The following is a 22,269-nucleotide window of genomic DNA, read 5'->3' on the forward strand; positions in this document are numbered from 1 at the left end:
TCACAAGATTGAGTTCACTAAAAAGGAGACATTGAAATGAAGAAGCTTGTTTACTCGGTGATGTGGATGGTGGGTTGCGGTTTGATGCAGACCGCCGGTGCCCAGAGCTATCCCGACCGACCCATCACGCTCGTCATCCCGTATACGGCCGCAGGCATCACGGACGCGTCGGGGCGACTGGTTGCCAAGAAGCTGTCGGAGCGGCTGGGTCAGCCCATCGTCATCGACAACCGACCGGGCGCGGGCGGTGCAGTCGGTGCCGAATACGCCGCGCGCGCCAAGCCGGATGGCTATACCCTGTTCATGGGCACGCGCGGTACGCAGGTGACCAACGCGATGACGCAGAAGGACGTGAAGATTCCACCGGCCAGCGATTTCGCTTCGGTCTACGGCTTCATTGATGCCGCGACCGTCATCGTGGTGAGGGCCGATGCTCCCTACAAGACGCTTCCCGAGCTCGTTGCATACGCCAAGGCCAACCCCGGCAAGCTGAGCTACGGCACAGCGGGCAACGGATCGGCGGCGAATCTCACGGGCGAGCTGTTTCAGGACATGGCCGGAATCCAGATGACCCACATTCCCTACCGCGGCAGCGCACCGGCTGTACAGGACCTGCTGGGCGGAGCCGTTCCCGTGGCATTCGACTACCCCGCAACGACGGCAAGCTTCATCAAGTCGGGCCGACTCAGGGCGCTGGCCGTCGTCTACGGCGACCGCATCAAATCGCTGCCGGACGTGCCGACCACGGCGGAGGCGGGCGTGAAGGGCGCCGAATCGTCGAGTTGGATGGGCATTTTTGCGCCGGCCAAGACACCGAGGCCGATCATCGACCGTCTCAGCAAGGAAATGGGCGCGGTCATGCAGGACCCAGAGATTCAGCAAAAGATATCGGATTTGGGCGCGATCCCATTGCAGGCGGACAGCAAGGGACTGGACAAGTTGATCGATGAAGACCAACGCCGCTGGTCGGAAGTGCTCAAGCGCGTCACGATCAACTCGAACTGACACCGCACTCCGGGCAGGACATGGGGCTGAAGCCACGTCTCCCGCGTTGGAGTGAAGAACACAGGAAGAAAGGGCATCATGCTGTTCGACATGGAGACACTGGATCTCGCACGCAGCTACAAGCTGCTTTCTTCCACGATCGTGCCGAGGCCCATTGCCTGGGTGGTGAGTCAGGATGCGAACGGCGCGGTGAATGCCGCTCCTTATTCGTTGTTCAATTTCTTTGGCGGCCATCCACCCATCGTCTGCATCGGAATGGGACAACCCAAGGGCAGGGACAAAGACAGCCTCGCCAATATCCGCGCTACTGGAGAGTTCGCCATTAACATGGTGACTGCCTCGCTCGCTCAGGCCATGAACACAACGGCCGTCCCGTTTCCGGCAGACGTGAACGAGCTGGAAAAAGCCGGTCTGGAGACTGCGCCCTGCACCAGGATAAAAGGCCGCAGAATCGCGAGCAGCCCGCTGGCATTGGAATGCAGGCTTCAACAAATCATCGACGTGCAGCCCTCATCGGTGATCGTGGTGGCCGCCGTTCAGGCGGTGCACATCGATGATGAATGCGTCAAGGACGCAGGGCGCTGCCACATTGACAGCGCGCGCTTTGCCGCCATCGGACGCATGGAGAGCCCGGGCTGGTACACCCGCACGTCAGATCGTTTCGTGATGCAGCAACTGAGCGTGGAGCAATGGGAGGAACGTCAGGGGCCATCCAACTGAGCTGGATGGCCGCCATTGCCTCAGCCATTGCAGCCATTGCAGCCATTGCAGCCATCATTGACGCGTGTTGAGGTTGCATCGGGGCACAGATGCATGTCTTGGGATTGGCGATGTCCTGTGACAAAAATCGTTCGTGAACGTTCTTCTTGTCCTTGGCATGTTTGCGTCCCGAGCGCATCATGTCATCAATGCTTCCCGGAAACTGGGAAACCCCAACGGTCCATCAAGGAGCTTCCATGGGCTACCGTACTACAGCCGAAAAACGAGCCATCTTTCGTGAACTTCATCAGTCGGGTTGCTTCGTGCTTCCCAATCCATGGGATGCTGGCAGCGCCAGTGCGCTGGCAGGGCTGGGCTTCAAGGCCCTGGCTACTACGAGTTCGGGCTACGCCTGGTCTTGTGCGAGAGCGGATGGACAATTGTCGCTTGCTGAAACGCTGGCGCATCTGCGCTACATGGTTGAAGCGACAGAACTACCCGTCAACGCCGATTTCGAGAGCGGGTTCGCCGATACGGCGCAGGGAGTCGCCAGCAGTGTGCGCATGGCGGTGGAGACCGGAGTCGCTGGCATTTCCATCGAAGACTCGACCGGTGACCCGCAGTCGCCACTGCGAGGCGTTGCGGACGCTGTTGAGCGGATGAGGGCAGCGCGTGACGCCATTGACGCGTCAGGCGGAGACACCTTGCTGATCGGGCGCGCGGAGAACTTCATCGTGGGTCGCCCCGATCTCGACGACGTCATCATGCGACTGCAAGCCTATGCAACTGCTGGCGCCGACTGCCTGTATGCACCGGGGATCAAGACGCGCGAGCAAATCGCTGTTGTCGTCAAAGCAGTTGCGCCTAAGCCAGTCAACGTATTGATCGGTTGGGAAAGTGACCTGACCGTGCCGGAGCTTGCTGACCTCGGGGTGAGGCGCGTAAGTGTTGGCGGCGCATTGGCGCGTTCAGCGTGGGGTGGATTTCTGCGCGCGGCACGCACGATCATCGAGGATGGCAAGTTCGATGGTTTTGCAGGCGCGTCTTCTGGTGTTGAACTCAACACGCTTTTCGGCAAGCGCGAACAGGGCCCTCAACGGTGATTGAGTCGACGGAAGTGAATACGACGATACGGCGAACGGGCCCGCGTCTAGCGGCGCGTCCCTACAGACGCTTGCAAAACTCCACCAGATGTTCGCGCAACCATCTGAGGCCCGCGTCGTGATCCGTGTTGGAGTGCCAGAGCAGGTAGACCGGAAACTTGGGAATGCGCAAAGGAACCGCATGTGCCTGGAGCCGGAAATTGTCCGCATAGAGCAGCGCCATGCGGCGCGGCAGCGTGGCGGCGAGGTGGCTGGTCTGCACAAGGATTGGCATGGAAAGGAAATGCGGCACAGTGACGGCGATCCTGCGGCTCTGCCCGCGTTTGGCGAGCGCGAGATCGATCATCGGGCGTGATGTGCCCTGGTGCGCAAGCACCACGTGGCGCAGCTGCAGATAAGTCTCCAGACTCAAGCGGTCACCGACCTCGGGGTGGTCTTTGCGCGTGAGGGTCAGCAGGGTTTCGGTCAGCACGCAGACGTTGCGCACGGCCAGGTCCTGCGTGGGGAAATAGTCGAGCGCCAGATCTACCTTGCCCTCGCGCAGATCGGTCAGCAGCTGTGGGCCGACCGAGGGGCGGATGCGGATGCGCAGACCCGGTGCGGTCTGCGACATCCAGTCGATGAAACTCGGCAGCACTACGGTCTCGCCATAGTCCTCGACGGCGATGACGAACTCGCGCTCGATGTGGGCGAAATCAAAATCCGGGTTGCCCTGTATGCCGCGCTCCAGCAGCGCCAGCGCCTGGCGCACCGGCTCTGCCAGCGTCTTGGCGCGCGCGGTGGGCACCATGCCTTCGGCGCTGCGCTCGAACAGGGGATCTTCCAAGCGCTCGCGCAGGCGCGCCATGGCGTTGCTGACGGTGGGCTGCGACAGATGCAGTCGCAGAGCCGCCTTGGACATGCTGCGTTCGGTGAACACCGCATCAAAGATTCGAAGCAAGTTCAGGTCCAGCGTTCGCAGGTTCATTGGCACCACTATTTGATTCCAGAATATTGCGCATTCTTTATCTAAATTTGTGAAATGGACAAGAGCTTCGAATAATGAACGCATACCCCACAGGAGACCATGATGACTGGAACGGGAGATGCGGAAAGACTGGTGTTGCTGGACCACCCAGCGCAAGGCGTGGCGCGGGTTACGCTCCATCGTCCTGAAGCGCGCAATGCGCTGAACACGCCGCTTCGATGCGAGCTAGATGACATGTTCCGTCAGTTGGAAACCGACGATTCAGTACGCTGCGTCATCGTGCGTGGCAGCCACGGACATTTCGCAGCCGGGGCGGATCTCAAGGAAGTCGCCGAGATGGGCCCACAGGCCGTGTCGCGCTTGCCGGTGCTGAAGACCTGGAAGGCGATTGCCGAACTGGGCAAGCCGCTCATTGCGGCCGTGAACGGCCCGGCGTTCGGTGGCGGTTGCGAGCTTGCGCAGCATGCCGACATCATTTTGGCGGCACGCAGTGCGCGCTTTGGTCAGCCCGAGGTGAACGTTGGAATCATGCCGGGTGGCGGTGCGACGCAGCGTTTGGTGCGTGCGTTGGGCTACTGGCGAGCGATGCATCTGATGCTTAGCGGCGATCCGATATCTGCAGATGAGGCCATGGAAGCCGGTTTGGTGAGCGAGGTCGTAGCTGACGAATCGCTGGATCAGCGTGCCGTCGATCTGGCTGCACAGATTGCATCGCGGCCGCCCATTGCGATACGGCTCATCAAGCAGGTGGCGCTGGCCGGTGCCGATGGGTCGCTGGCGGCAGGCCTTCTGCTGGAGCGGCGGGCGTTTGAGTCGCTGTTCGATACGCGAGACCAGAAGGAGGGCATGCGCGCGTTCGCCGAACGCCGCACGCCCGTGTTCACCGGTCAATGAATTTCACACCACAGGAAGTCCAATGAGCAGCAAAGATGATGTCGCGATTGTGGGCTACGGGCGCACGCCCTATAGCCGCGCCAAGCCGGGAGAGATGCAGTACACGGTGGATGAATACATCGCCTGGGCTGCAGAACTCGCTCTGCAGAAGGCGGGCATGAGCAAGGATGATTTCAACGATCAGGGGCTGGGCGTAGCGCATGCGGAAGCGGCGCACACGGTCAACTGGTCGGCGGCCACGGCGGAGAGTCTGGGCATCAGTCCACAGATTCTGCTGCGTGCGGATCAGGGCGGCGCGTCGGCATCGGCCATGCTGATCCGTGCGGCGGCGATGATTCGCGCCGGGGTAGTCGACCGGGTGCTGGTGGTGGGTGCGGACACGCCGCTCAACATCCCCTCGGCCGCACCGGGACTGCCGCTGTCGCCGGAGCGTACGCGCGGCACGTACTGGGATTTCCAAGGACCGTTCGGTGTGATGGGGGCCACGGCGCAGTTTGCGCTGGTGCTCACCCGCTACATGCACCAGTTCCCGGGTCTCAAGTTCGAGACGCTCGGAAAGATCGCCGCGAGCAATCGCTTTCATGCGTCGCTGCACCCCGGAGCGATTTACCGGCAGCCCATGACTGTGGGCGACTATATGGATTCGCGCATGCTGTCCGATCCGATCCGGCTGCTCGATTGCGTGCCCATCGTCAACGGTGGGCTGGCCTATATCGTCACCTCGGGCGAGACGGCGCGCAAGCTGACGGACCGGCCGGTGTGGCTGCGCGGATTTGGCGAGGCCAATAACTACTACCACGGCAAGCGCACGCTGCCCGACATCACCACGACGGGCTTTGCGCGCTCGGCTCCGGCGGCGATGCAGATGGCCGGTGTGGGCCACGACGATCTCGATTTCTTTCAGCCCTACGACGACTACCCGTTCATCTCGATGATGTCGATGGAGGACTGGGGCTTCTGCAAGAAGGGCGAGGGCGCGCGTTTTGTGGAGGAGCGAAACCTGCGCTTCGACGGTGATTTTCCACTGTCCACCGATGGCGGTCAGCTCTCGGGCGGGCAGCCCGGCGGAGCGATTGGCGGCTTCATGCCGCTGGTCGAGGCGGTCACCCAACTGCGTGGCGAAGCGGGCGAACGCCAAGTGAAGAACCCGCGGATGGGGGCGGTGTGCGGCTTTGGCGGCATTCCTTATGGGCGTCCGGGCCGCAGTTGCGTGGCGCTGGTGCTCGGCAACGATGGCTAACAGGAGAAGCGCAACATGCTCGTATCAACAGAGAACAAGCCGCTGCCGGTCATCACCGATCAGACGCGTCCTTTCTGGACGGCAGCCAAGCAAGGCACGCTGGTTTTGCAGAAATGCCAGCGCTGTGCAACCTTCAACTTTCATCCCAAGCCCTGGTGCATTGAATGCGGCAGCAGAGAGTTGGTGTGGACGCCCGCTCAGCCCACGGGCACGGTGTATTCGTTCACGGTGTCGCGTTCCGTGGCGATGAATCTGGCGGGATGGCAGAACGAGATTCCGCTCGTCATGTGCCTGATCGATCTGGATGATGGCGCGAGGCTCTACGGCCAGCTCACCGGTTGCGCGCCGGAGGCCGTGCGTGTCGGCATGCGCGTGGCGGTTCATTTCGAATCCATCAGCGATGACGCTGGCATTCCCAAATTCCACCCAGCACCATGAACTACGACGCCCCCGATACCGACACCCTGAACCGGGCCGCCATGCGCGATGTAGCGTTTGATTGGCAAGACCCGCTGGGGCTGGACGATCTGCTGACCGAAGAAGAACGCATGGTGCGTGACAGCGCGCGTCACTTTGCGCAGAAACGGTTGATGCCGCGCATTCTCCAAGCCAATCGCGATGAGAGCTTCGATCTGAGCGTGATGAAGGAATTGGCGGAGCTGGGCTTTCTGGGCGCGACCATCGAAGGCTTTGGCTGCGCTGGAATCAACTACGTGAGCTACGGGCTGATCGCGCGGGAGCTGGAACGCGTGGACACGGCTTACCGCTCGGCCATGGGCGTGCAGAGCACGCTGTCGATGATGCCGATCTACCTGTACGGAAGCCAGAGCCAGCGCGAGAAATACCTGCCCGCGATGGCGCGTGCGGAGCTGCTTGGATGCTTTGGACTGACGGAGCCCGACCATGGTTCCGATCCGGGATCGATGGGCACGCGTGCGCGCAAGGTGGAGGGTGGATGGCGGCTCTCCGGCACCAAGACCTGGATCACCCATGCGCCCATCGCGGATCTCATGGTGGTCTGGGCCAAGGACGACGAGGGGCAGATTCGCGGCTTCATTCTGGAGCGGGGCATGGCGGGGCTTGCGACGTCAAAAATCGAGGGCAAGTTCTCGGTGCGCGCGTCCCCGACGGGGCAGATTCTGATGGACGACGTGTTCGTCAAAAACGAGCAGTTGCTGCCGAACGCGCGCGGGCTGGCGGCGCCGTTTGCGTGTCTGAACAACGCACGGTTCGGCATCTGCTGGGGAGCGCTTGGTGCGGCCGAGTTCTGCTGGCAGGCGGCGCGCCAGTACGCCATCGATCGCAAGCAGTTCGGCAGGCCGTTGGCGGCCAACCAGCTGGTGCAAAAGAAGCTGGCCGACATGCAGACCGAGATCACGCTCGGCTTGCACGCTTGCCTGCGACTGAGCCGTCTGCGCGATGCGGGCAAGGCCAGTCCGGAGATGGTGTCGCTCATGAAGCGCAACTGCGCAGGCAAGGCGCTTGAGATCGCGCGCGTGGCGCGCGACATCCATGGCGGCAACGGCATCTCGGACGAGTTCCATGTGATTCGTCATGTGATGAATCTCGAAACCGTGAACACGCTCGAGGGCACGCACGACATCCATGCTCTGGTGCTGGGGCGCGCGCAGACCGGCATATCGGCTTTCAACTGATGTACGTCGCTACGTCGACTTCGTCAGCGGCATTGACAAAACATCCGCCACGCGCGGAGGAACAAGGGGCAAGACATGAACATGAATGAACTCGCACCGCGCAGACAGACGATCCAGCGGCTGCTGCAACCCGCGTCCATCGCCATCGTGGGGGCGTCTGAGGATCTGTCCAAGGTGAACGGCCGGCCGCTCAAGCACCTGCTGGACAAGGGATATGCGGGCAGGATTCTTCCGGTCAACCCCAAGTACCGTGACATCGAAGGACTGCCTTGCTATGCGCGGGTTGCAGACTTGCCGGATGGCGTGGACATGGCCATCATCGCCGTGCCCGCAAGCGAGGTGATCGCCCATGTGGAGGCCCTCGGGCAGTGCGGCGTGGCGGCGGCGGTGATCTTCAGTTCCGGCTTTGGCGAAATGGGGGCCGAGGGCCGCGCCATGGAGGAGGCGCTCCAGCGCGCCGGTGAGCGTGCAGGCGTGCGGCTGCTCGGGCCGAACTGTCTGGGTTTCATCAACGCGTTCTCCAATGTGTACGCCACCTTCAGTCAGTATGCGGACGGTGACACCGGTGCTGGCCCCATTGCCTTCGTGACGCAGTCGGGCGCGTTCGGCACCGCCATTGCGGCGCTGGTGCGTCAGCGCGGGTTGGGTCTGGGTTATTTCATCAATACCGGCAATGAGGCCGATCTGAATTTCTCGGAGCTGATGCTGGCCGTCATCGAAGATCCACGCATCCGGGTGGCGGCAGGATATCTGGAAGGTGTGTCGGATGGCGAAGGGCTGGTGCGTCTGGCGCGGCGCTGCAGGGAGCTTGGCAAACCGCTGGTGCTCACCAAGGTGGGGCGACTGGGATCGGGCGCGCGCGCTGCCGCGTCGCACACCGGAGCGCTGGCGGTGGAGGACACCATCTTCGATTCCGTGATCCGACAATATGGCGTGCTGCGCGCCCGCAATGAAGAGCAGATGCTGGACATGCTCGAGGCGCTTGCGCAACCCCGCGTGTGCGCTGGCACGGGGCTGGGCATCGCTACGCAGTCGGGCGGTGCGGGCGTGATGATGGCGGACCGCGCCGAAGAGGTTGGGCTCGCCGTGCCGTCGCTCGGTGCGGCGACGCAGCAGCGTCTGGCACAGGTGATGCCGGCGTTCGGATCTGCCAACAATCCCGTGGATGTGACGGGCCAGTTTGTGGCCAGGCCCGAGCTGCTGTTGGAGTCCGTGGTGGCGCTCCTCGACGATCCGGAGGTCGACATCGGCATTGTCTGGCTGCAACTCATGACCGCGCATGTCGACAAATTGGTCACGATCTTTGCCGAGATTCAGGCGCGCACGACCAAGCCGTTCTTTGTTTGCTGGGTAGCTGCGCCAGCACATGCCTTGCAGCGCCTGCGCGAGCTGGGCATCGTGGTGTTCGGCGCGGGCGAACGGGCGGTCGAGGCGGCCGCTGCGCTGGCCCGCTATCACACGCATCGCGTCGGCAACGCGGAATCACAAGCACCCATCCAGTTGCCAGGCCTTGAAGCGCGGTGGAAGCAGGGCATGGTGCCTTGTCTTGAAGCAACCGAGTGGCTGCAGGCGGCGGGAATTCCCATGGCCCCGGTGCATCTGGCACGGGATGCGGGCGAAGCGGTGAGCGCGTGGAAAGGCTTCACCGGCGCCGTCGCGCTCAAGATCGAATCACCCGACATCTCCCACAAGACCGAAGTGGGCGGCGTGATCCTCAAGCTGAACGACGAGACTGCGGTACGCGACGCGATGGCGCAACTGCTGCGCAATGCCTCGCACCACGCGCCCGATGCGCGGGTGTCCGGCGCGCTGGTCCAACCCATGGTCGACGGCCATATCGAGCTGGTGATGGGCGTGCACCGCGACCCGGTCTTCGGCGCGATGGTGATGGTGGGGTTTGGCGGCGTGCTGGTTGAGGTGCTCAAGGACGTGGCCTTCCGCAAAGCACCGTTCGGGGTGGACGAGGGGTTGTCCATGCTGGCTGAACTGCGTCTTGCTGCCTTGTTGGATGGCGTGCGCGGACAGAGCGCCGTTGATCGCCGGGCCATCGCGCAGATGCTGGCCAATGTGTCGCAACTCGCGGCGACCGTTCCGCGCTTGGCCGAGCTGGATCTGAACCCGGTGCGCGTGGGCGCTGATGGACCCATTGCCGTGGACTGCGTGCTGGTGCTCAGCGAAGAGACCGCGTGACGCGCAGGCACGTGAATGTCATCAGGGGAATCGTAGAGGCTTCGCTTTTTTCAATCACAACAGAGGAGACACGCCATCATGCTGCAACACATTGAATTCTCCCGGCCCCTGCGTCGCGTATTGGGCCTGACGCTGCTGCTGGCCACCGGCATGGCTGGAGCGCAGGATCCATATCCCAATCGACCCATCACGCTGATCTCGCCGTTCAGCGCGGGCGGCGATGCTGATCTGGCAGCGCGCACCTACGCGGCGGCGGCGACCAAGGCGCTGGGGCAATCGGTCGTGGTCATGAACAAGACCGGTGCGAGCGGCGTGATCGGTTCCGCGCAGGTGGTGGCGGCCAAGCCCGATGGCTACACGCTGCTGCTTGCCCGCACAGGTTCTCAGGCCATCATGCCCGCCATCATGCCGACGTCGACCAAGTACAAGTGGAACGACTACACCTTCATCGGCATGTTGGAACTCAATCCCTACGGCTGCGTGGTCAGCAACAACTCGCCATACAAGACTTTTTCCGATCTGACGGATGCCATGAAGAAGCAAGGCAAGAACCTGAACTTCGGCACGGCAGGCGTGCTCACGACCAACGACATGGGGCCGAGGCAACTTTTTCGCATGCTCAAGTTGACCGATCAGATCCCCACGCAGTTGCCATATAAGGGCACGGGCGAGGCGGTGACGTCGCTCCTGGCCGGGCAGACCCAGTTCTCTTGCGGAAGCCTCGGCACATTTCTCGCCCACATCAAGTCTGGCTCCCTGCGGGCACTGATGGTGACTACCGCCGAGCGACTGAACGAGTTGCCGCAGGTGCCTACCGCGCGCGAACTGGGCTTTGCCGAGATGGAGCAGGTCGTCGGCTGGAGTGCGGTCTTTGCACCAGCACAGCTTCCCGCCAACGTCAAGGACCGACTTGTTGCCGCCATGACCACCATCGCCGAAGATCCGCAGTGGCGGACGATGACGGCGCAGACCGGATCGCTGCCCTATATTCGCTCCCCTGAGCAGACCCGCGAGTTCGTGCAGAAGCAGTACGAGTTGTATCGATCACTGGGGGAGTCGTTGAACATCATCGATGCGAGCAATTGATCGTCCCGAACTGTCAGATGCTTGGGCGGAATTCAGTCGCTGAATTTCAGGACGCTTTGTCCAGTAATTTCGCCAGCACATCCTTCGTCGGATACCCATCCGCTGGCAGTCCAATACTTTTCTGAAACTCGCGCAGTCCGATGCGGGTGGCGGGGCCGGCTACGCCGTCGGGGGTGCCGGTCGCGAAGCCTTTGGCGTTGAGGGCTTCCTGCATGGATTTGATTTCGGAGCGGGAGAGGGATTCCAGGTCTCTGGGCCAGGGGGAGGCGAGGCCTGAGCCGCCTTCGATCTGCTGGGCGATGAGGGCTACGGCGAGGGCGTAGTTGTTGGAGTTGTTGTACTTCAGCAGGGTGCGGAAGTTGTTGCCGACGAGGATGGCAGGGCCACGTACGCCTGCGGGGGTAATGATGGAGGCGTCGTCGAGGTTCGGCAGCGGCCCGCCCTCGAGGCTGCGCACGCCTTCGGCGGCCCAGGTGGAGGCGGGTTGGCTGAATTTGACTTCGGCACGGGCGAAGTCGAAATTGGCGGGCAGGCGGACTTCCGCGCCCCAGAGTTCGCCGGTCTTCCAGCCGGATTGGGCAAGGAAGTTGGCGGTGGAGTTGATCACGTCGGGGATACTACCCCAGATGTCGCGTTTGCCGTCGCCGTCGGCGTCGACCGCAAAGCGCTGGTAGGCCGATGGCAGGAACTGGGTGTGGCCCATGGCGCCGGCCCAGGAACCGAGCATCTGGGTGGCGGGAATGTCGCCTCGGTCGATGATCTTCAGGGCGATCAGCAGTTCGCGGCTGGCCCATTCGTAGCGGCGGCCGTCGTAGGCGAGGGTGGCGAGCGCGTCGACGGCGCGGAAGCTGCCGAAGTTCTTGCCGAAATTGCTCTCCATGCCCCAGATGGCGGCGATGACGGAGGAGGGCACGCCGTAGCGCTGCTCGGCAGCGTCGAAGGTGCGCTGGTACTTGCGGATCTGCGTTCTACCCTGGTCGATGCGCAGTTGCGAGACTGCGCCATCGAGGTAGGCCCATGGCGGGCGTGTGAATTCGGGTTGGGCGCGGTCGAGTTCGACGATGCGCGCAATGAACTGGGCGTTGCTCAGCGCAGCGCGGATGGTCTTCTCGGTGATGCCAGCGTCGGCCGCTCGCAGCTCGAAGGACTTGAGCCACTGCCCGAAACTCTGGTTCTTGGCCGGGCCGGTGGGTGAGGGCAGCGGCGGTGCGGGCTCGATGGACGCGGGGGCGGAAGTCGATTCAGGCACCGGTGCAGGCGCAGGCGTCGGCGTTGGCGCGGGTTCAGCTGGGGCCGCTGCCGGTGGCGCCTTGCTGACGGGGACCGAGACGGGTGGTTTGGGGGCGCTCTTGGGGGCCGATGTGCAGGCACCCAACAGAATGCTCAATGCCAGTGCACCGGCGGCAGGCTTGGCCAGTCGTTTCATATTGAAAGTTTTTGTCTGGCGAGTTTCTGGGTAAATGACGTGCATTGGTCTATTGTGCAAGCTGCACGGGCATACTTGGGCCTGACCAGCCTTTGACTGCAATTTTTTACATGCACACTTTCCTCTGGCACGATTACGAAACCTTCGGTGCCGACACGCGCCGTGACCGTCCGGCGCAGTTTGCCGCCATCCGCACCGATGCCGAACTCAACGAGATCGGCGAGCCGATGATGATCTACTGCAGGCCGTCTCCGGACTATCTGCCCGATCCGGTGTCGTGCCTGATCACCGGCATCACGCCGCAGCTCTGCCTCGAAAGAGGCCTGCCCGAGGCGGAATTTGCTGCACGCATCGAGGCCGAGATGGCGCTGCCCGGCACCATCGGCGTGGGCTACAACACCATCCGTTTTGACGACGAGATCACGCGCTTCATGTTCTGGCGCAATCTCATCGATCCGTATGCGCGCGAGTGGCAAAACCAGTGCGGGCGCTGGGATCTGCTCGATGTCGTGCGCATGACGCGCGCGCTGCGGCCTCAGGGCATCGAGTGGCCGACCAATGAGGAAGGGCAGGTGAGCTTCAAGCTCGAGTTGCTCGCAAAGGCCAACGGTCTGGTGCATGAAGCGGCGCACGATGCGCTCTCCGACGTGCGCGCGACGATTGCGCTGGCGCGGCTGATTCGCCAGCACCAGCCCAAGCTGTTTGACTATGCGCTGAGCCTGCACAAGAAGGACAAGGTGATTTCCGAACTGCGTCTGCCCGCGTCCATCGACCAGGCGCGGCCGTTTCTGCATGTCTCGGGCATGTTCCCGGCGGACCGAGGCTGTCTGGCGGTGATGTTCCCGATTGCCAGCCACCCGACCAACAAGAACGAGGTGCTGGCCTGGGATCTGTCGCACGATCCGCGAGAGCTGGCCGATCTCGATGTGGAGACCATCCGCCTGCGCATGTTCAGCAAATCCGCCGACCTGCCCGAGGGCGTGACGCGCCTGCCGATCAAAACGGTGCACCTGAACAAGTCGCCGATGGTGGTGGGCAACGTGAACACGTTGACGCCCCAGATGGCCGAGCGCTGGGGCATTGATCTGGACGCCGCCGCGCAGAACGCACTGAAGGCGCGCGAGCTGCCGGACATGAGCGCGATCTGGAAGGAGGTTTTCAAACGACCTCCGCAGGAGCCCTCGGACGTGGATCAGGATCTGTACGGCGGCTTTGTCGGCAACGAGGACCGACGTCGTTTGAACCATTTGCGCACGCTGTCTCCCTCCGAACTCGCGACGGCGCGCACCGGCTTTGACGATCCGCGTCTGGCCGAGATTCTCTGGCGCTACCGCGCACGCAATTTTCCCGAGACCTTGTCGCCCGAAGATCAGGAGCGCTGGGAGACGCTGCGTCACGACATGCTGGTGGACGGCGTGAGCGGCACGCGTACCTTCGATGCGCTGTTCGCGCAGCTCGACGAGCTGGGCGGCAACACCGAGAGCGAGCGTGATGCGGAGTTGCTTGAAGCGGTGTATGACTACGCCGAGTCGATCTCGCCCGATCTGGGCTGATCGCGAGGCGATTCCGGCAGACCGATAGACCGATAGACCGATGAATCCCTCCGAATCGACCAAGGCGCAGCAGCCTGCCGAGGATGCGGGCGCGCAGCTCGCCGCATTCCTGCAGCGCCATCCCGGGCTCGTCGTGCTGACCGGCGCGGGCGTGAGCACCGCGAGCGGCATTCCCGACTACCGTGATCTCAAGGGACAGTGGAAGCGGCCACAGCCCGTCACCTATCAGGCCTTCATGGGGGCAGAGCACACGCGCCAGCGCTACTGGGCGCGCAGTCTGGTGGGTTGGCGCACGTTTGGGCAAGCACGGCCCGGTGCGGCACACCATGCGCTGGCGCAGCTGGAGGAAGCGGGCTGGATCGATTTGCTGATCACCCAGAACGTCGACGGTTTGCATGAGGCCGCAGGCAGCCGCGCGGTGGTGGACTTGCATGGGCGGCTCGACACGGTGCGCTGCATGGAATGCGAGCGGCGGTTTTCGCGCGCGCAGTGGCAGGATGCGCTGGTGGACGCCAACCCCGGCTGGGCGCAACGCACAGCGCTCTCGGCGCCCGATGGCGATGCCGATCTGGAGGCGGTGGATTTTTCGGACTTCGTGATTCCGCCGTGTCCGCATTGCGGCAGCCGTCTGCTCAAGCCCGATGTGGTGTTCTACGGCGAATCCGTGCCGCGTGAGCGGGTGGAACGCAGCCTGCGGGCTGTGCAACGGGCGCGCGGTGTGCTGGTGCTGGGCTCGTCGCTGATAGTCTATTCGGGCTACCGCTTCGTGCTGGCGGCCGAGGAGGCGGGTATCCCGGTGGCGGCGGTCAATCGCGGTACGACGCGCGGTGATACAGCATTTGTGCTCAAGCTCGATGCCGATGTGGGTGAGACGCTGCGAGCTGCCGCATCCATCCTACAAGGCTGAATCGCAAAGCTTGGTAGCCTTCGAATCCGAATCCGAATCCGAATACAACACAAACAGCCCACACGACCATGGTTGGTGAACAGAACAATCCGGCGGATGCTCCGTCAACAGCCCGCGCACGGACGCGTCGCGAGGGCGATACCAGTCGCCCTGCCATTGAGCGCTCGCCCAACCTGCACTCTGCCATCCGCGCCGCGTCGGGTGAACTGCCGATTGCCGGAATCCGCGTGTTTCTGAGCCTCGGCATCGCCGCGTTGGTGATTGCGGCGCTGTATTTCGGGCGCTCGGTGTTGGTGCCGCTGGCGCTGGCGGTACTCTTCAGCTTCGTGCTGAATCCGTTGGTGTCGGTGCTCAAACGCTGGGGCGTTCCCAAGATTCTGGCGGTGGTCAGCGTGGTGGCTGCGGCGCTGGTGGTGCTCGGTGTGGCGGGGCTCTTCGTCGGTAACGAGGTGCGCGGCCTCAGTGAACAACTGCCGTCTTACCAGTCGAACATCCGTGCCAAGCTGCGTGATCTGCGCACGCAGATCCGTGCACCTGGCATGTTCGAAGGGGCCAAGAAGACCTTCGATGTGGTACAGCGCGAGGTGGAGGCTGCGAATGCCGAATCTGCGCCCGCCAAACGTGGCCCGACGGTGCAGAAGGTGCAGGTGGTACCGACCGAGAAATCCTCCATCGACCAGGCCAAGCTGGCGCTGGAAGGCGCGATGGGGCCGCTGTCGGATGCCGCGCTGGTGCTGGTGTTTGCGATCTTCATTCTGCTCGACCGTGAGGATCTGCGCGACCGCATGTTGCGCCTGTGGGGCCAGAACCTGCACCGCGCGACCGACGCAATGGACGAGGCGGGGGAGCGCATCTCGCGCTACCTGAGCATGCAGCTGCTGGTGAATGTGAGCTACGGCATTCCGATGGCGGCTGGGCTCTGGTTGATCGGCGTGCCGGGCGCGCTGCTGTGGGGTGCGCTGGCCTCGGTAATGCGCTTCGTGCCTTATGTCGGGCCGATGATTTCGGCGGTATTTCCGTTGGCGCTGGCGTTTGCCGTTGATCCCGGCTGGCAACTGGTGCTGTGGACGCTGGCGCTGATCGTGGTGCTTGAGCTCATCAGCAACAACGTCATCGAGCCGTGGCTCTACGGTTCGAGCACGGGGCTTTCGGCGATGTCGCTGATCGTCGCGGCGACCTTCTGGACGGCGATGTGGGGCCCCATCGGGTTGATCATGTCCACACCGCTCACCGTGTGCCTGCTGGTGATCGGCAAGTACCTGCCGCAGCTCGCGTTTCTCGACATCCTGTTGGGCAGCCAGCCGGTGCTTGATGAGTCCACGCGCATCTACCAGCGCCTGTTGGCCGACGACCCCGACGAGGCCAGCGAGATCAGTCTGCAGATCGTGCAGGACAAGGATGATTCGGTGCAGGCCTTCTATGGCAGCGCAGGCGTGGCCGTGTTGCGCATGGCGGTGGGTGACCATTCGCAGGCCGCGACGGCCGAACACCGGTTGCGCGTGGTCGACGGCATGGACGAGGTGCTCGACGAACTGGAGGAGCAGTACCCGTCGACCCGTCAGCCCGGTGTGCCGCGCGTGCTGAGCATGGGTGGCAAGTGGGAGATCGACCAGCTCGCTGCACGCATGGTGGCGCATTGCCTCGAGATCGACGGCTACGGCGTGCGTTGCGCGAGCAGCGACGTGCTCTCAAATAACTCCGCAGTAGAGCGTCCCCAGATATCGCGCGGCGATGTGGTCTGCGTGAGCTGGATGTCTACCGAGCCGCACGCTGCGGCGCGCAATCTGTGCCGCCGCATCCGCCGCGCTTGGCCGCATGCGCGCATCGTGCTGCTGCTGTGGAATCTGCCGCATCAGGAGCTTTCTCAGGATCAAATGAGCGATCAAGGCGCGAAGCTCGGCGCGGACGAAATCACCACCACGCTCGACGCTGCTGTGGGCGAGGTGCGCGCGCTGCTGGGAGACTCTGCCGCGCCGGCGTTCGAGCCCGCCCCGCTTCCGAAGAATGAGGAAAAGCGCCTCAAGGCGCTCGAGGCCAGCGGGGCGCTCGAGAGTGAGCATTTCAAGCAGATCAGCCAGCAGATCGCCAAGCGCGCGGCGGACATCTTCGATATTCCGCTGGCCGCTGTAGGACTGATCGACCGCACACAGGAACACATCGTCGCGATGTATGGTGGCCTGACCGACGACGACGCGCTGCCCGATGAAGTGCCGCGCCGCTTCGAGCATGCGCATGGCCGGAATGATGCGCTCGCTTCATTCGTGGTGGCCGACGATGAAATGCTGCAGGTCGTCGATCTCAAGCACGATCACCGCTTTGCGGGCAACGCCGCATTCAACAGCGTAGGCGTGCGCTTCTACGCGGCCGCTCCCATTCGCGACAAAGCGGGGCTAGTGCTTGGCGTGCTGTGCCTTGCAGACACAGCGCCGCGCGAACTCGACAAGCGCGAGTTGCGACTGTTGCAGGCCATGGCCAACGACGTGATGGAAGAATGGAAGGGCATCGAGTTGCCTGAGCCGGAAATCGAAGGGCCGGCCAACTCGGCCACCGTGGGGCAGGCCGTGCCGGATTGATTCAGCGCTGCGGCTCCTGCGCGAGCCATTCGTCCCGTGTGATGCGGTACAGGCAATGCGGGCGAACCGGATGGCCCTCGGGTACGGCGGGGTGGTCGAAGTGGTCCTCAGGACGCGAATGCATGCCAAGGCGTTGCATCACAGCACGCGAGCGCAGATTTTCACGCGATGTGAACGAGACGATCTCGGGCAGCTTGAGCGTCTCGAAGCCCGCACGCATCGCCAGTTGCGCCGCCTCGCTTGCCAAGCCTTTGCCCCAGAACGGCCGCGCGAGGCGCCAGCCGATTTCCACGCAAGGTGAAAAGGGCAGTTCAGCAATCGGCACATGTATGCCGACGAAGCCAATGAACTGCGGATCGGCTCCGCCCGGCTGCAGCCAGTCCGTCGCCCAGAATCCCCAACCACGTTCCTCGATCAGCGCGCGCATGCGTGAGGCGTGCGCATCGCTCTGTTCGCGCGAGAGCAGGGCGGGGAAGTGGCGCATGACCTGCGGGTCACAGTTCAGCGCCCCAAACGGCTCGAAATCCGCCTTGGTCCATTGCCGCAGCCGCACGCGATTCGTGCGCAGTTCACTCTCGGGGATGTGGACATGCGCGGGCAGATCGAACGGGAGTGCGGGCTGGGCTGGGGTCACTCTGGTTGGTGTTTACTTGGTGCCGAAGATGCGGTCGCCAGCGTCGCCCAGACCCGGCAGGATGTAGCCGTGGTCGTTGAGCTCGCGGTCGATGGCCGCGGTGAAGATCGGCACGTCGGGGTGGCTCTTTTGCATGGTTGCCACACCCTCGGGGGCGGCCAGCAGGCAGACGAACTTGATCGAGCGTGGGTTCAGCTTCTTGAGGCGATCCACGGCGGCGGCGGCGGAGTTGCCGGTGGCCAGCATCGGGTCGACCACGATGATGTCGCGCTCTTCCATCTCGGAAGGCATCTTGAAGTAGTACTCGACCGGCTGCAGTGTCTCGGGATCGCGGTACAGGCCGATGTGGCCGATGCGTGCGCCGGGAATCACGTTGAGCATGCCGTCAAGAAAACCGTTGCCAGCGCGCAGGATGGACACGAGCACCTGCTTCTTGCCATCGATCACCTTGCCGGTCATCTTCTCCATCGGGGTCTCGATCTCGAGATCCTGAAGTGGCATGTCGCGCGTGATTTCATAGGCCATCAGCGTGCTCAGTTCGCCGAGCAGACGGCGGAAGCTGTTGGTGCTGGCGTCCTTCTTGCGCATCAGCGTGAGCTTGTGCTGGACGAGGGGGTGGGTGATGACGGTGACTTTGGCGGTGTTGGTGGTGCTCATGGCTGTTTTTGTTTTTTGCGAAGTGAAATTCCGGAGATGAAGTCTGCCAGAAACCTAAGCCTGCTATGGCCTCGGGGTGGAATTTCCGAGAGCCATTCGCTGGATTGTCAAGATCTTCAATTATCGCTCGCCCGAAAAGTTCGGGCTCCGCTTGTCGAATCACTGACCGCCAAGCAACTGCCCGTAGTTCGCCAGATCCACATTCCCGCCACTGATGATGAAGCCCACGCGCTTGCCCTTGAGGTCAATGCCGCTGTGCCGCGCGCCCGCCAGCGACAGCGCTCCGGTCGGCTCGACCACGATCTTCATGCGCTGCGCATAGAAGCGCATGCTCTCGACCAGCTGGGCGTCACTCGCGGTGACGATGTCGGTCACGTCGCGGCGGATGATGGCAAAGGTGATGTCGCCCAGCGCCTGCGTCTGCGCGCCATCGGCGAGCGTCTTGGGCGTGTCGATCTTGACGATCTCACCCTTGCGCAGCGACTGCTGGGCGTCGTTGCCCGCCTCGGGCTCGACGCCGTAGACCTGGCATTGCGGCGCCAGCCCTTGGGCCGCCAGCAGCGTGCCGGACAGCAGACCGCCGCCGCCCAGCGGTGCGAAGAGGTAGTCCAGGTCGGGCACCTCCTGCAGCAACTCCAGCGCCGCCGTGCCCTGGCCAGCGATCACATGCGGATGGTTGTAGGGCGGCACCAACGTCATGCCGCGCTCGCTCGCGACCCGCTGGCTGATCGCCTCACGGTCCTCGGTGAAACGGTCGTAGGTGATGACCTCGGCCCCATAGCCGCGCGTGGCGGCCAGTTTGGCCGCTGGTGCATCCTCGGGCATCACGATGGCCGCAGGCATGCCCAGAATCCGCGCCGACAGCGCAATCGCCTGCGCATGGTTACCGGAAGAGAACGCCAGCACACCGCGCCTTTTCTGCTCAGGCGTGAACTGCACCAGCGTGTTGTAGCCCCCGCGAAACTTGAACGCGCCCATGCGCTGCAGGTTCTCGCACTTGAAGAACAACTCAGCGCCCAGTAGCGCGTTGGCCGTGGTCGAGCGCATCACCGGCGTGCGGTGGGCAACGCCCTGCAGCCGCTCGGCGGCGGCCACGACATCGGCAAAAGTGGGGAGGGCGGTGGTGGTCATCTGGCTTGGTTCCTTTATCTCTTCAACGATTTGTCTTCAGCGTTGGACCGTTGTTGCGTCCTGTCCGAACAGCACCTTTTTCGATGCTTCATCCACGGTTGGCCCGACGTTGATGGTCTGCGCCAGATCGTAAGTCCTGCGCGTGGCGGGCCGCGCCGCAATGCGTTCGAACCACGCCTTGAGATACGGAAAATTCGCCAGATCCTGCTGCTGACGCTCGTGCGGCACGATCCACGGATAGCACGCCATGTCCGCAATCGAATACTCCACTCCCGCGATGAAGTCGCGCCCATCGCCCAGATGCTTGTCGAGCACGCCGTAGAGACGACTCGTCTCCTTCACGTAGCGCTCCATGGCATACGGAATCTTCTCAGGCGCGTACTGCACGAAATGGTGGTTCTGCCCGGCCATCGGCCCCAACCCGCCCATCTGCCAGAACAGCCACTGCAGCGCCTCGTTGCGCCCCCGCAGATCCGTGGGAATGAAACGCCTGGTCTTGTCCGCCAAATACAGCAGAATCGCCCCCGACTCAAACAGCGGAACCGGCGTCCCGCCATCGGGAGGAGCTTGGTCAACGATTGCCGGAATGCGGTTGTTTGGCGCGATTTTTAGAAACTCCGGCGCAAACTGCTCGCCCTTGCCGATGTTGACGGGATGAATCCGGTAAGGCAAACCGGCTTCTTCAAGAAACAGCGTGATCTTGTGACCATTGGGGGTGGTCCAGTAATACAGATCGATCATGTCGGTGTCCGCAGCGATGAAGGAGAGCCTTTGTCGCACAGGGGGAAAGACATGTGTTGGCGGTGGGAATGAGGGCGGTATCCTCAGTCAGTTCTCCAGCGTCGAGGAATTGCGCATCTCGTTTCTATTCCTTGACCAGGTCGCGCAGAGCTGCGTTCAACCCGAAGACCATCCGCGCAAGTCGGTCGTAGTCGACTTTGTCGGGTGTGTCTCGACTCGTGTGGCAGTGCGGATACCTGTAGGGTGCTGTATCCGTCACCATCAGCGCCGGGATACCTTCGTTCGTGATCGATCACCACGATGAAGTCGACGACGTTTGCATGGGCGCTTCTCAAGAGGATCGCCAATTTGAGGTCATGCTGCTTGGCTCCAGAAATAGGGTGTCGAGAGGTGTTCCCTTGGTTGTCGTTGATGATGTGGCTGTGCAGGTGTGTCAGAACGAGGAGCGCAGCACGATGGCGTCATCCCGTTCCGGCCCGGTGGTGACCATGGCGACGGGGATGCCCACCTCTGTCTGAATCGCTTCGATCAGCGCCTTCGCCTGCTTGGGCAAGTCGTCCCATGAGCGCAGGCCTTGGGTCGACTCTTTCCAGGTGTCGAAGCACTTGAAAACGGGTTGAAGTCGCTGCTGCGCGGCGTCGCTTGCGGGGATGTGGTCGATGATCTGGCCGTCGAGTTGGTAGCCGGTGCAGATGCGGATTTCGTTGAGGCCGTCGAGCACGTCGAGCTTGGTCAGAGCGAGTTGGTCGATGCCTGCGACCTTGATGCTCTGGCGCAGTTGCACCGTGTCTAGCCAGCCGCAGCGGCGGGGGCGGCCGGTGTTGACGCCGTATTCGCGGCCGTGTGCGCGCAGGGCTTCGCCGAGTTCGCCTTCGAGTTCCGAGACGAAGGGGCCGCCGCCGACGCGGGTGGCGTAGACCTTGCTAACGCCGAGCACGGAGCCGATGCGCGATGGCGCGATGCCGGTGCCGCTGGCGGCACCTGCCGCGATGGTGGTGGAAGAGGTCACATAGGGGTAACTGCCCCAGTCGATGTCGAGCATCACGGCCTGCGAGCCTTCGAAGACGATGCGCTGGTTCTGTGTGTGTGCCTTGTCGAGCGTTTCCCAGACCCGGCGCACGAAGGGCAGGACCTGTGGCGCGAGTTGAAGCAGACCTTCAAGCATGGGGGCCTTCTCGAATGGGGTGAGGCCGAGTCCACGAAGCCAGGCGTTGTGGTGGGCGAGCAGCAGGTCGAGCTTGGCGCTGAGGCGCTCGGGGTCGGCGAGGTCGCAGAGGCGCAGACCACGGCGGCCGATCTTGTCCTCGTAGGCAGGACCGATGCCGCGCAGCGTGGTGCCGATGGCCGAGCCGGTGCGCAGTTGTTCCTGCGCGGCGTCGATGGCGCGGTGGATGGGGAGCACGAGCGTGGCGGTTTCGGCGATCTGCAGCACTTTGGGGGTGACCTGCAGGCCGCGTTCGGCGAGGCGGGCGATCTCGGCGAGCAGCGCCTCGGGATCGACGGCCACGCCGTTGCCGATGACGCCAAGCTTGCCGCGCACCACGCCGCTAGGGATCAGCGCGAGCTTGTAGGTCTTGCCGTTGACCACAAGGGTGTGACCCGCGTTGTGGCCGCCGTTGTAGCGGGCGACGATGTCGGCCTTCTCGGCCAGCCAGTCGACGATGCGGCCCTTGCCTTCATCGCCCCATTGAGCACCTACGACCACGACATTGGACATGCGAAACCTCCTCGGTGAAAAAAGTGACATGTCCACGACATGTCGTCAGTACGGGGGTGAATGTATTGAATATCCATCACGATGAAAATCG

Annotated in this window: 19 protein-coding genes; 12 read left to right on the plus strand and 7 right to left on the minus strand. The window is 63.0% G+C overall.

Translation table 11 applies throughout. From position 1 onward, the window contains the following. Window positions 1-36: 36 nt before the first annotated feature. The 3 genes from G7047_RS07655 to G7047_RS07665 all read left to right on the plus strand — a co-directional run bounded on the left by G7047_RS07655 (window position 37) and on the right by G7047_RS07665 (window position 2,807). Window positions 37-1,005, plus strand: a complete 969-nt coding sequence (locus G7047_RS07655) for a tripartite tricarboxylate transporter substrate binding protein (protein WP_166303069.1) — start codon at window positions 37-39, stop codon at window positions 1,003-1,005. A gap of 78 nt (window positions 1,006-1,083) precedes the next feature. Continuing rightward, window positions 1,084-1,725 carry a flavin reductase family protein gene (locus G7047_RS07660; RefSeq protein ID WP_166303073.1) on the plus strand — a complete coding sequence of 214 codons (642 nt, stop codon included), beginning with the start codon at window positions 1,084-1,086 and terminating at the stop codon, window positions 1,723-1,725. A 236-nt stretch (window positions 1,726-1,961) separates the two neighbouring features. Further along, entirely contained in the window at window positions 1,962-2,807 is an 846-nt protein-coding gene (locus tag G7047_RS07665; RefSeq protein ID WP_166303076.1) for an oxaloacetate decarboxylase, read from the plus strand. Window positions 2,808-2,868: 61 nt separating this feature from the next. Here G7047_RS07665 and G7047_RS07670 read toward each other — a convergent pair whose 3' ends face one another. Continuing rightward, complete coding sequence (locus tag G7047_RS07670) at window positions 2,869-3,774, minus strand: LysR family transcriptional regulator (RefSeq protein WP_166303079.1); 906 nt, start codon at window positions 3,772-3,774, stop codon at window positions 2,869-2,871. A gap of 99 nt (window positions 3,775-3,873) precedes the next feature. Here G7047_RS07670 and G7047_RS07675 point away from each other — a divergent pair, with 99 nt between their 5' ends. From G7047_RS07675 to G7047_RS07700, 6 genes are all read left to right on the plus strand, one after another. Further along, window positions 3,874-4,668 carry an enoyl-CoA hydratase-related protein gene (locus G7047_RS07675; protein WP_205904738.1) on the plus strand — a complete coding sequence of 265 codons (795 nt, stop codon included), beginning with the start codon at window positions 3,874-3,876 and terminating at the stop codon, window positions 4,666-4,668. A gap of 22 nt (window positions 4,669-4,690) precedes the next feature. Further along, on the plus strand, window positions 4,691-5,908 hold the full coding sequence (locus tag G7047_RS07680; RefSeq protein WP_166303082.1) for a thiolase family protein: 1,218 nt from the start codon (window positions 4,691-4,693) through the stop codon (window positions 5,906-5,908). Between the two features lie 15 nt (window positions 5,909-5,923). Further along, window positions 5,924-6,346 (plus strand): Zn-ribbon domain-containing OB-fold protein, encoded by a 423-nt coding sequence (locus G7047_RS07685; RefSeq protein WP_166303085.1) that lies wholly within the window; start codon window positions 5,924-5,926, stop codon window positions 6,344-6,346. Beyond that, window positions 6,343-7,563 carry an acyl-CoA dehydrogenase gene (locus tag G7047_RS07690; RefSeq protein WP_205904739.1) on the plus strand — a complete coding sequence of 407 codons (1,221 nt, stop codon included), beginning with the start codon at window positions 6,343-6,345 and terminating at the stop codon, window positions 7,561-7,563. The genes G7047_RS07685 and G7047_RS07690 overlap by 4 nt, the downstream gene beginning before the upstream one ends. 81 nt (window positions 7,564-7,644) lie before the next feature. Continuing rightward, window positions 7,645-9,753, plus strand: a complete 2,109-nt coding sequence (locus tag G7047_RS07695; RefSeq protein WP_166303088.1) for an acetate--CoA ligase family protein — start codon at window positions 7,645-7,647, stop codon at window positions 9,751-9,753. 78 nt (window positions 9,754-9,831) lie between these two features. Beyond that, complete coding sequence (locus tag G7047_RS07700; protein WP_166303091.1) at window positions 9,832-10,839, plus strand: tripartite tricarboxylate transporter substrate binding protein; 1,008 nt, start codon at window positions 9,832-9,834, stop codon at window positions 10,837-10,839. A 46-nt stretch (window positions 10,840-10,885) separates the two neighbouring features. On the opposite strand, the gene G7047_RS07705 is transcribed toward G7047_RS07700, so the two are convergent. Then, the gene (locus G7047_RS07705) at window positions 10,886-12,265 is read right to left on the minus strand and encodes a lytic murein transglycosylase (RefSeq protein WP_166303094.1); all 1,380 of its coding nucleotides are present in this window, start codon (window positions 12,263-12,265) and stop codon (window positions 10,886-10,888) included. A 110-nt stretch (window positions 12,266-12,375) separates the two neighbouring features. On the opposite strand from G7047_RS07705, the gene sbcB reads away from it, so the two are divergent. The 3 genes from sbcB to G7047_RS07720 all read left to right on the plus strand — a co-directional run bounded on the left by sbcB (window position 12,376) and on the right by G7047_RS07720 (window position 17,298). Continuing rightward, entirely contained in the window at window positions 12,376-13,818 is a 1,443-nt protein-coding gene (gene sbcB / locus G7047_RS07710; protein WP_166303097.1) for an exodeoxyribonuclease I, read from the plus strand. 40 nt (window positions 13,819-13,858) lie between these two features. After that, window positions 13,859-14,725, plus strand: a complete 867-nt coding sequence (locus G7047_RS07715; protein WP_166303100.1) for an NAD-dependent protein deacetylase — start codon at window positions 13,859-13,861, stop codon at window positions 14,723-14,725. A 68-nt stretch (window positions 14,726-14,793) separates the two neighbouring features. Then, complete coding sequence (locus G7047_RS07720) at window positions 14,794-17,298, plus strand: AI-2E family transporter (RefSeq protein ID WP_166303105.1); 2,505 nt, start codon at window positions 14,794-14,796, stop codon at window positions 17,296-17,298. Window position 17,299: 1 nt separating this feature from the next. Here G7047_RS07720 and G7047_RS07725 read toward each other — a convergent pair whose 3' ends face one another. The 5 genes from G7047_RS07725 to G7047_RS07745 form a co-directional block, all read right to left on the minus strand. Then, a complete protein-coding gene (locus G7047_RS07725) occupies window positions 17,300-17,899 on the minus strand; it encodes a GNAT family N-acetyltransferase (RefSeq protein ID WP_166311939.1) in 600 nt (199 codons plus the stop codon). Window positions 17,900-17,944: 45 nt separating this feature from the next. Next, complete coding sequence (upp, locus tag G7047_RS07730) at window positions 17,945-18,589, minus strand: uracil phosphoribosyltransferase (RefSeq protein ID WP_166303108.1); 645 nt, start codon at window positions 18,587-18,589, stop codon at window positions 17,945-17,947. Between the two features lie 159 nt (window positions 18,590-18,748). Further along, a complete protein-coding gene (locus G7047_RS07735) occupies window positions 18,749-19,720 on the minus strand; it encodes a threo-3-hydroxy-L-aspartate ammonia-lyase (RefSeq protein WP_166303112.1) in 972 nt (323 codons plus the stop codon). A 36-nt stretch (window positions 19,721-19,756) separates the two neighbouring features. Further along, window positions 19,757-20,461 (minus strand): glutathione binding-like protein, encoded by a 705-nt coding sequence (locus G7047_RS07740; protein WP_166303117.1) that lies wholly within the window; start codon window positions 20,459-20,461, stop codon window positions 19,757-19,759. 433 nt (window positions 20,462-20,894) lie between these two features. Beyond that, complete coding sequence (locus G7047_RS07745) at window positions 20,895-22,178, minus strand: adenylosuccinate synthase (protein ID WP_166303120.1); 1,284 nt, start codon at window positions 22,176-22,178, stop codon at window positions 20,895-20,897. Between the last annotated feature and the right edge of the window lie 91 nt (window positions 22,179-22,269).

The sequence above is a fragment of the Diaphorobacter sp. HDW4A genome (genome assembly GCF_011305995.1).
Classification (GTDB): Bacteria; Pseudomonadota; Gammaproteobacteria; order Burkholderiales; family Burkholderiaceae_C; genus Diaphorobacter_A.

What these genes read in the sequence shown, in the direction of transcription:
- G7047_RS07655 (WP_166303069.1), top strand. Translation starts at nt 37, where the DNA reads ATGAAGAAGCTTGTTTACTCGGTGATGTGGATGGTGGGTTGCGGTTTG.
- G7047_RS07660 (WP_166303073.1), top strand. Translation starts at nt 1,084, where the DNA reads ATGCTGTTCGACATGGAGACACTGGATCTCGCACGCAGCTACAAGCTG.
- G7047_RS07665 (WP_166303076.1), top strand. Translation starts at nt 1,962, where the DNA reads ATGGGCTACCGTACTACAGCCGAAAAACGAGCCATCTTTCGTGAACTT.
- G7047_RS07670 (WP_166303079.1), bottom strand. Translation starts at nt 3,774, where the DNA reads ATGAACCTGCGAACGCTGGACCTGAACTTGCTTCGAATCTTTGATGCG.
- G7047_RS07675 (WP_205904738.1), top strand. Translation starts at nt 3,874, where the DNA reads ATGATGACTGGAACGGGAGATGCGGAAAGACTGGTGTTGCTGGACCAC.
- G7047_RS07680 (WP_166303082.1), top strand. Translation starts at nt 4,691, where the DNA reads ATGAGCAGCAAAGATGATGTCGCGATTGTGGGCTACGGGCGCACGCCC.
- G7047_RS07685 (WP_166303085.1), top strand. Translation starts at nt 5,924, where the DNA reads ATGCTCGTATCAACAGAGAACAAGCCGCTGCCGGTCATCACCGATCAG.
- G7047_RS07690 (WP_205904739.1), top strand. Translation starts at nt 6,343, where the DNA reads ATGAACTACGACGCCCCCGATACCGACACCCTGAACCGGGCCGCCATG.
- G7047_RS07695 (WP_166303088.1), top strand. Translation starts at nt 7,645, where the DNA reads ATGAATGAACTCGCACCGCGCAGACAGACGATCCAGCGGCTGCTGCAA.
- G7047_RS07700 (WP_166303091.1), top strand. Translation starts at nt 9,832, where the DNA reads ATGCTGCAACACATTGAATTCTCCCGGCCCCTGCGTCGCGTATTGGGC.
- G7047_RS07705 (WP_166303094.1), bottom strand. Translation starts at nt 12,265, where the DNA reads ATGAAACGACTGGCCAAGCCTGCCGCCGGTGCACTGGCATTGAGCATT.
- sbcB (WP_166303097.1), top strand. Translation starts at nt 12,376, where the DNA reads ATGCACACTTTCCTCTGGCACGATTACGAAACCTTCGGTGCCGACACG.
- G7047_RS07715 (WP_166303100.1), top strand. Translation starts at nt 13,859, where the DNA reads ATGAATCCCTCCGAATCGACCAAGGCGCAGCAGCCTGCCGAGGATGCG.
- G7047_RS07720 (WP_166303105.1), top strand. Translation starts at nt 14,794, where the DNA reads ATGGTTGGTGAACAGAACAATCCGGCGGATGCTCCGTCAACAGCCCGC.
- upp (WP_166303108.1), bottom strand. Translation starts at nt 18,589, where the DNA reads ATGAGCACCACCAACACCGCCAAAGTCACCGTCATCACCCACCCCCTC.
- G7047_RS07735 (WP_166303112.1), bottom strand. Translation starts at nt 19,720, where the DNA reads ATGACCACCACCGCCCTCCCCACTTTTGCCGATGTCGTGGCCGCCGCC.
- G7047_RS07740 (WP_166303117.1), bottom strand. Translation starts at nt 20,461, where the DNA reads ATGATCGATCTGTATTACTGGACCACCCCCAATGGTCACAAGATCACG.
- G7047_RS07745 (WP_166303120.1), bottom strand. Translation starts at nt 22,178, where the DNA reads ATGTCCAATGTCGTGGTCGTAGGTGCTCAATGGGGCGATGAAGGCAAG.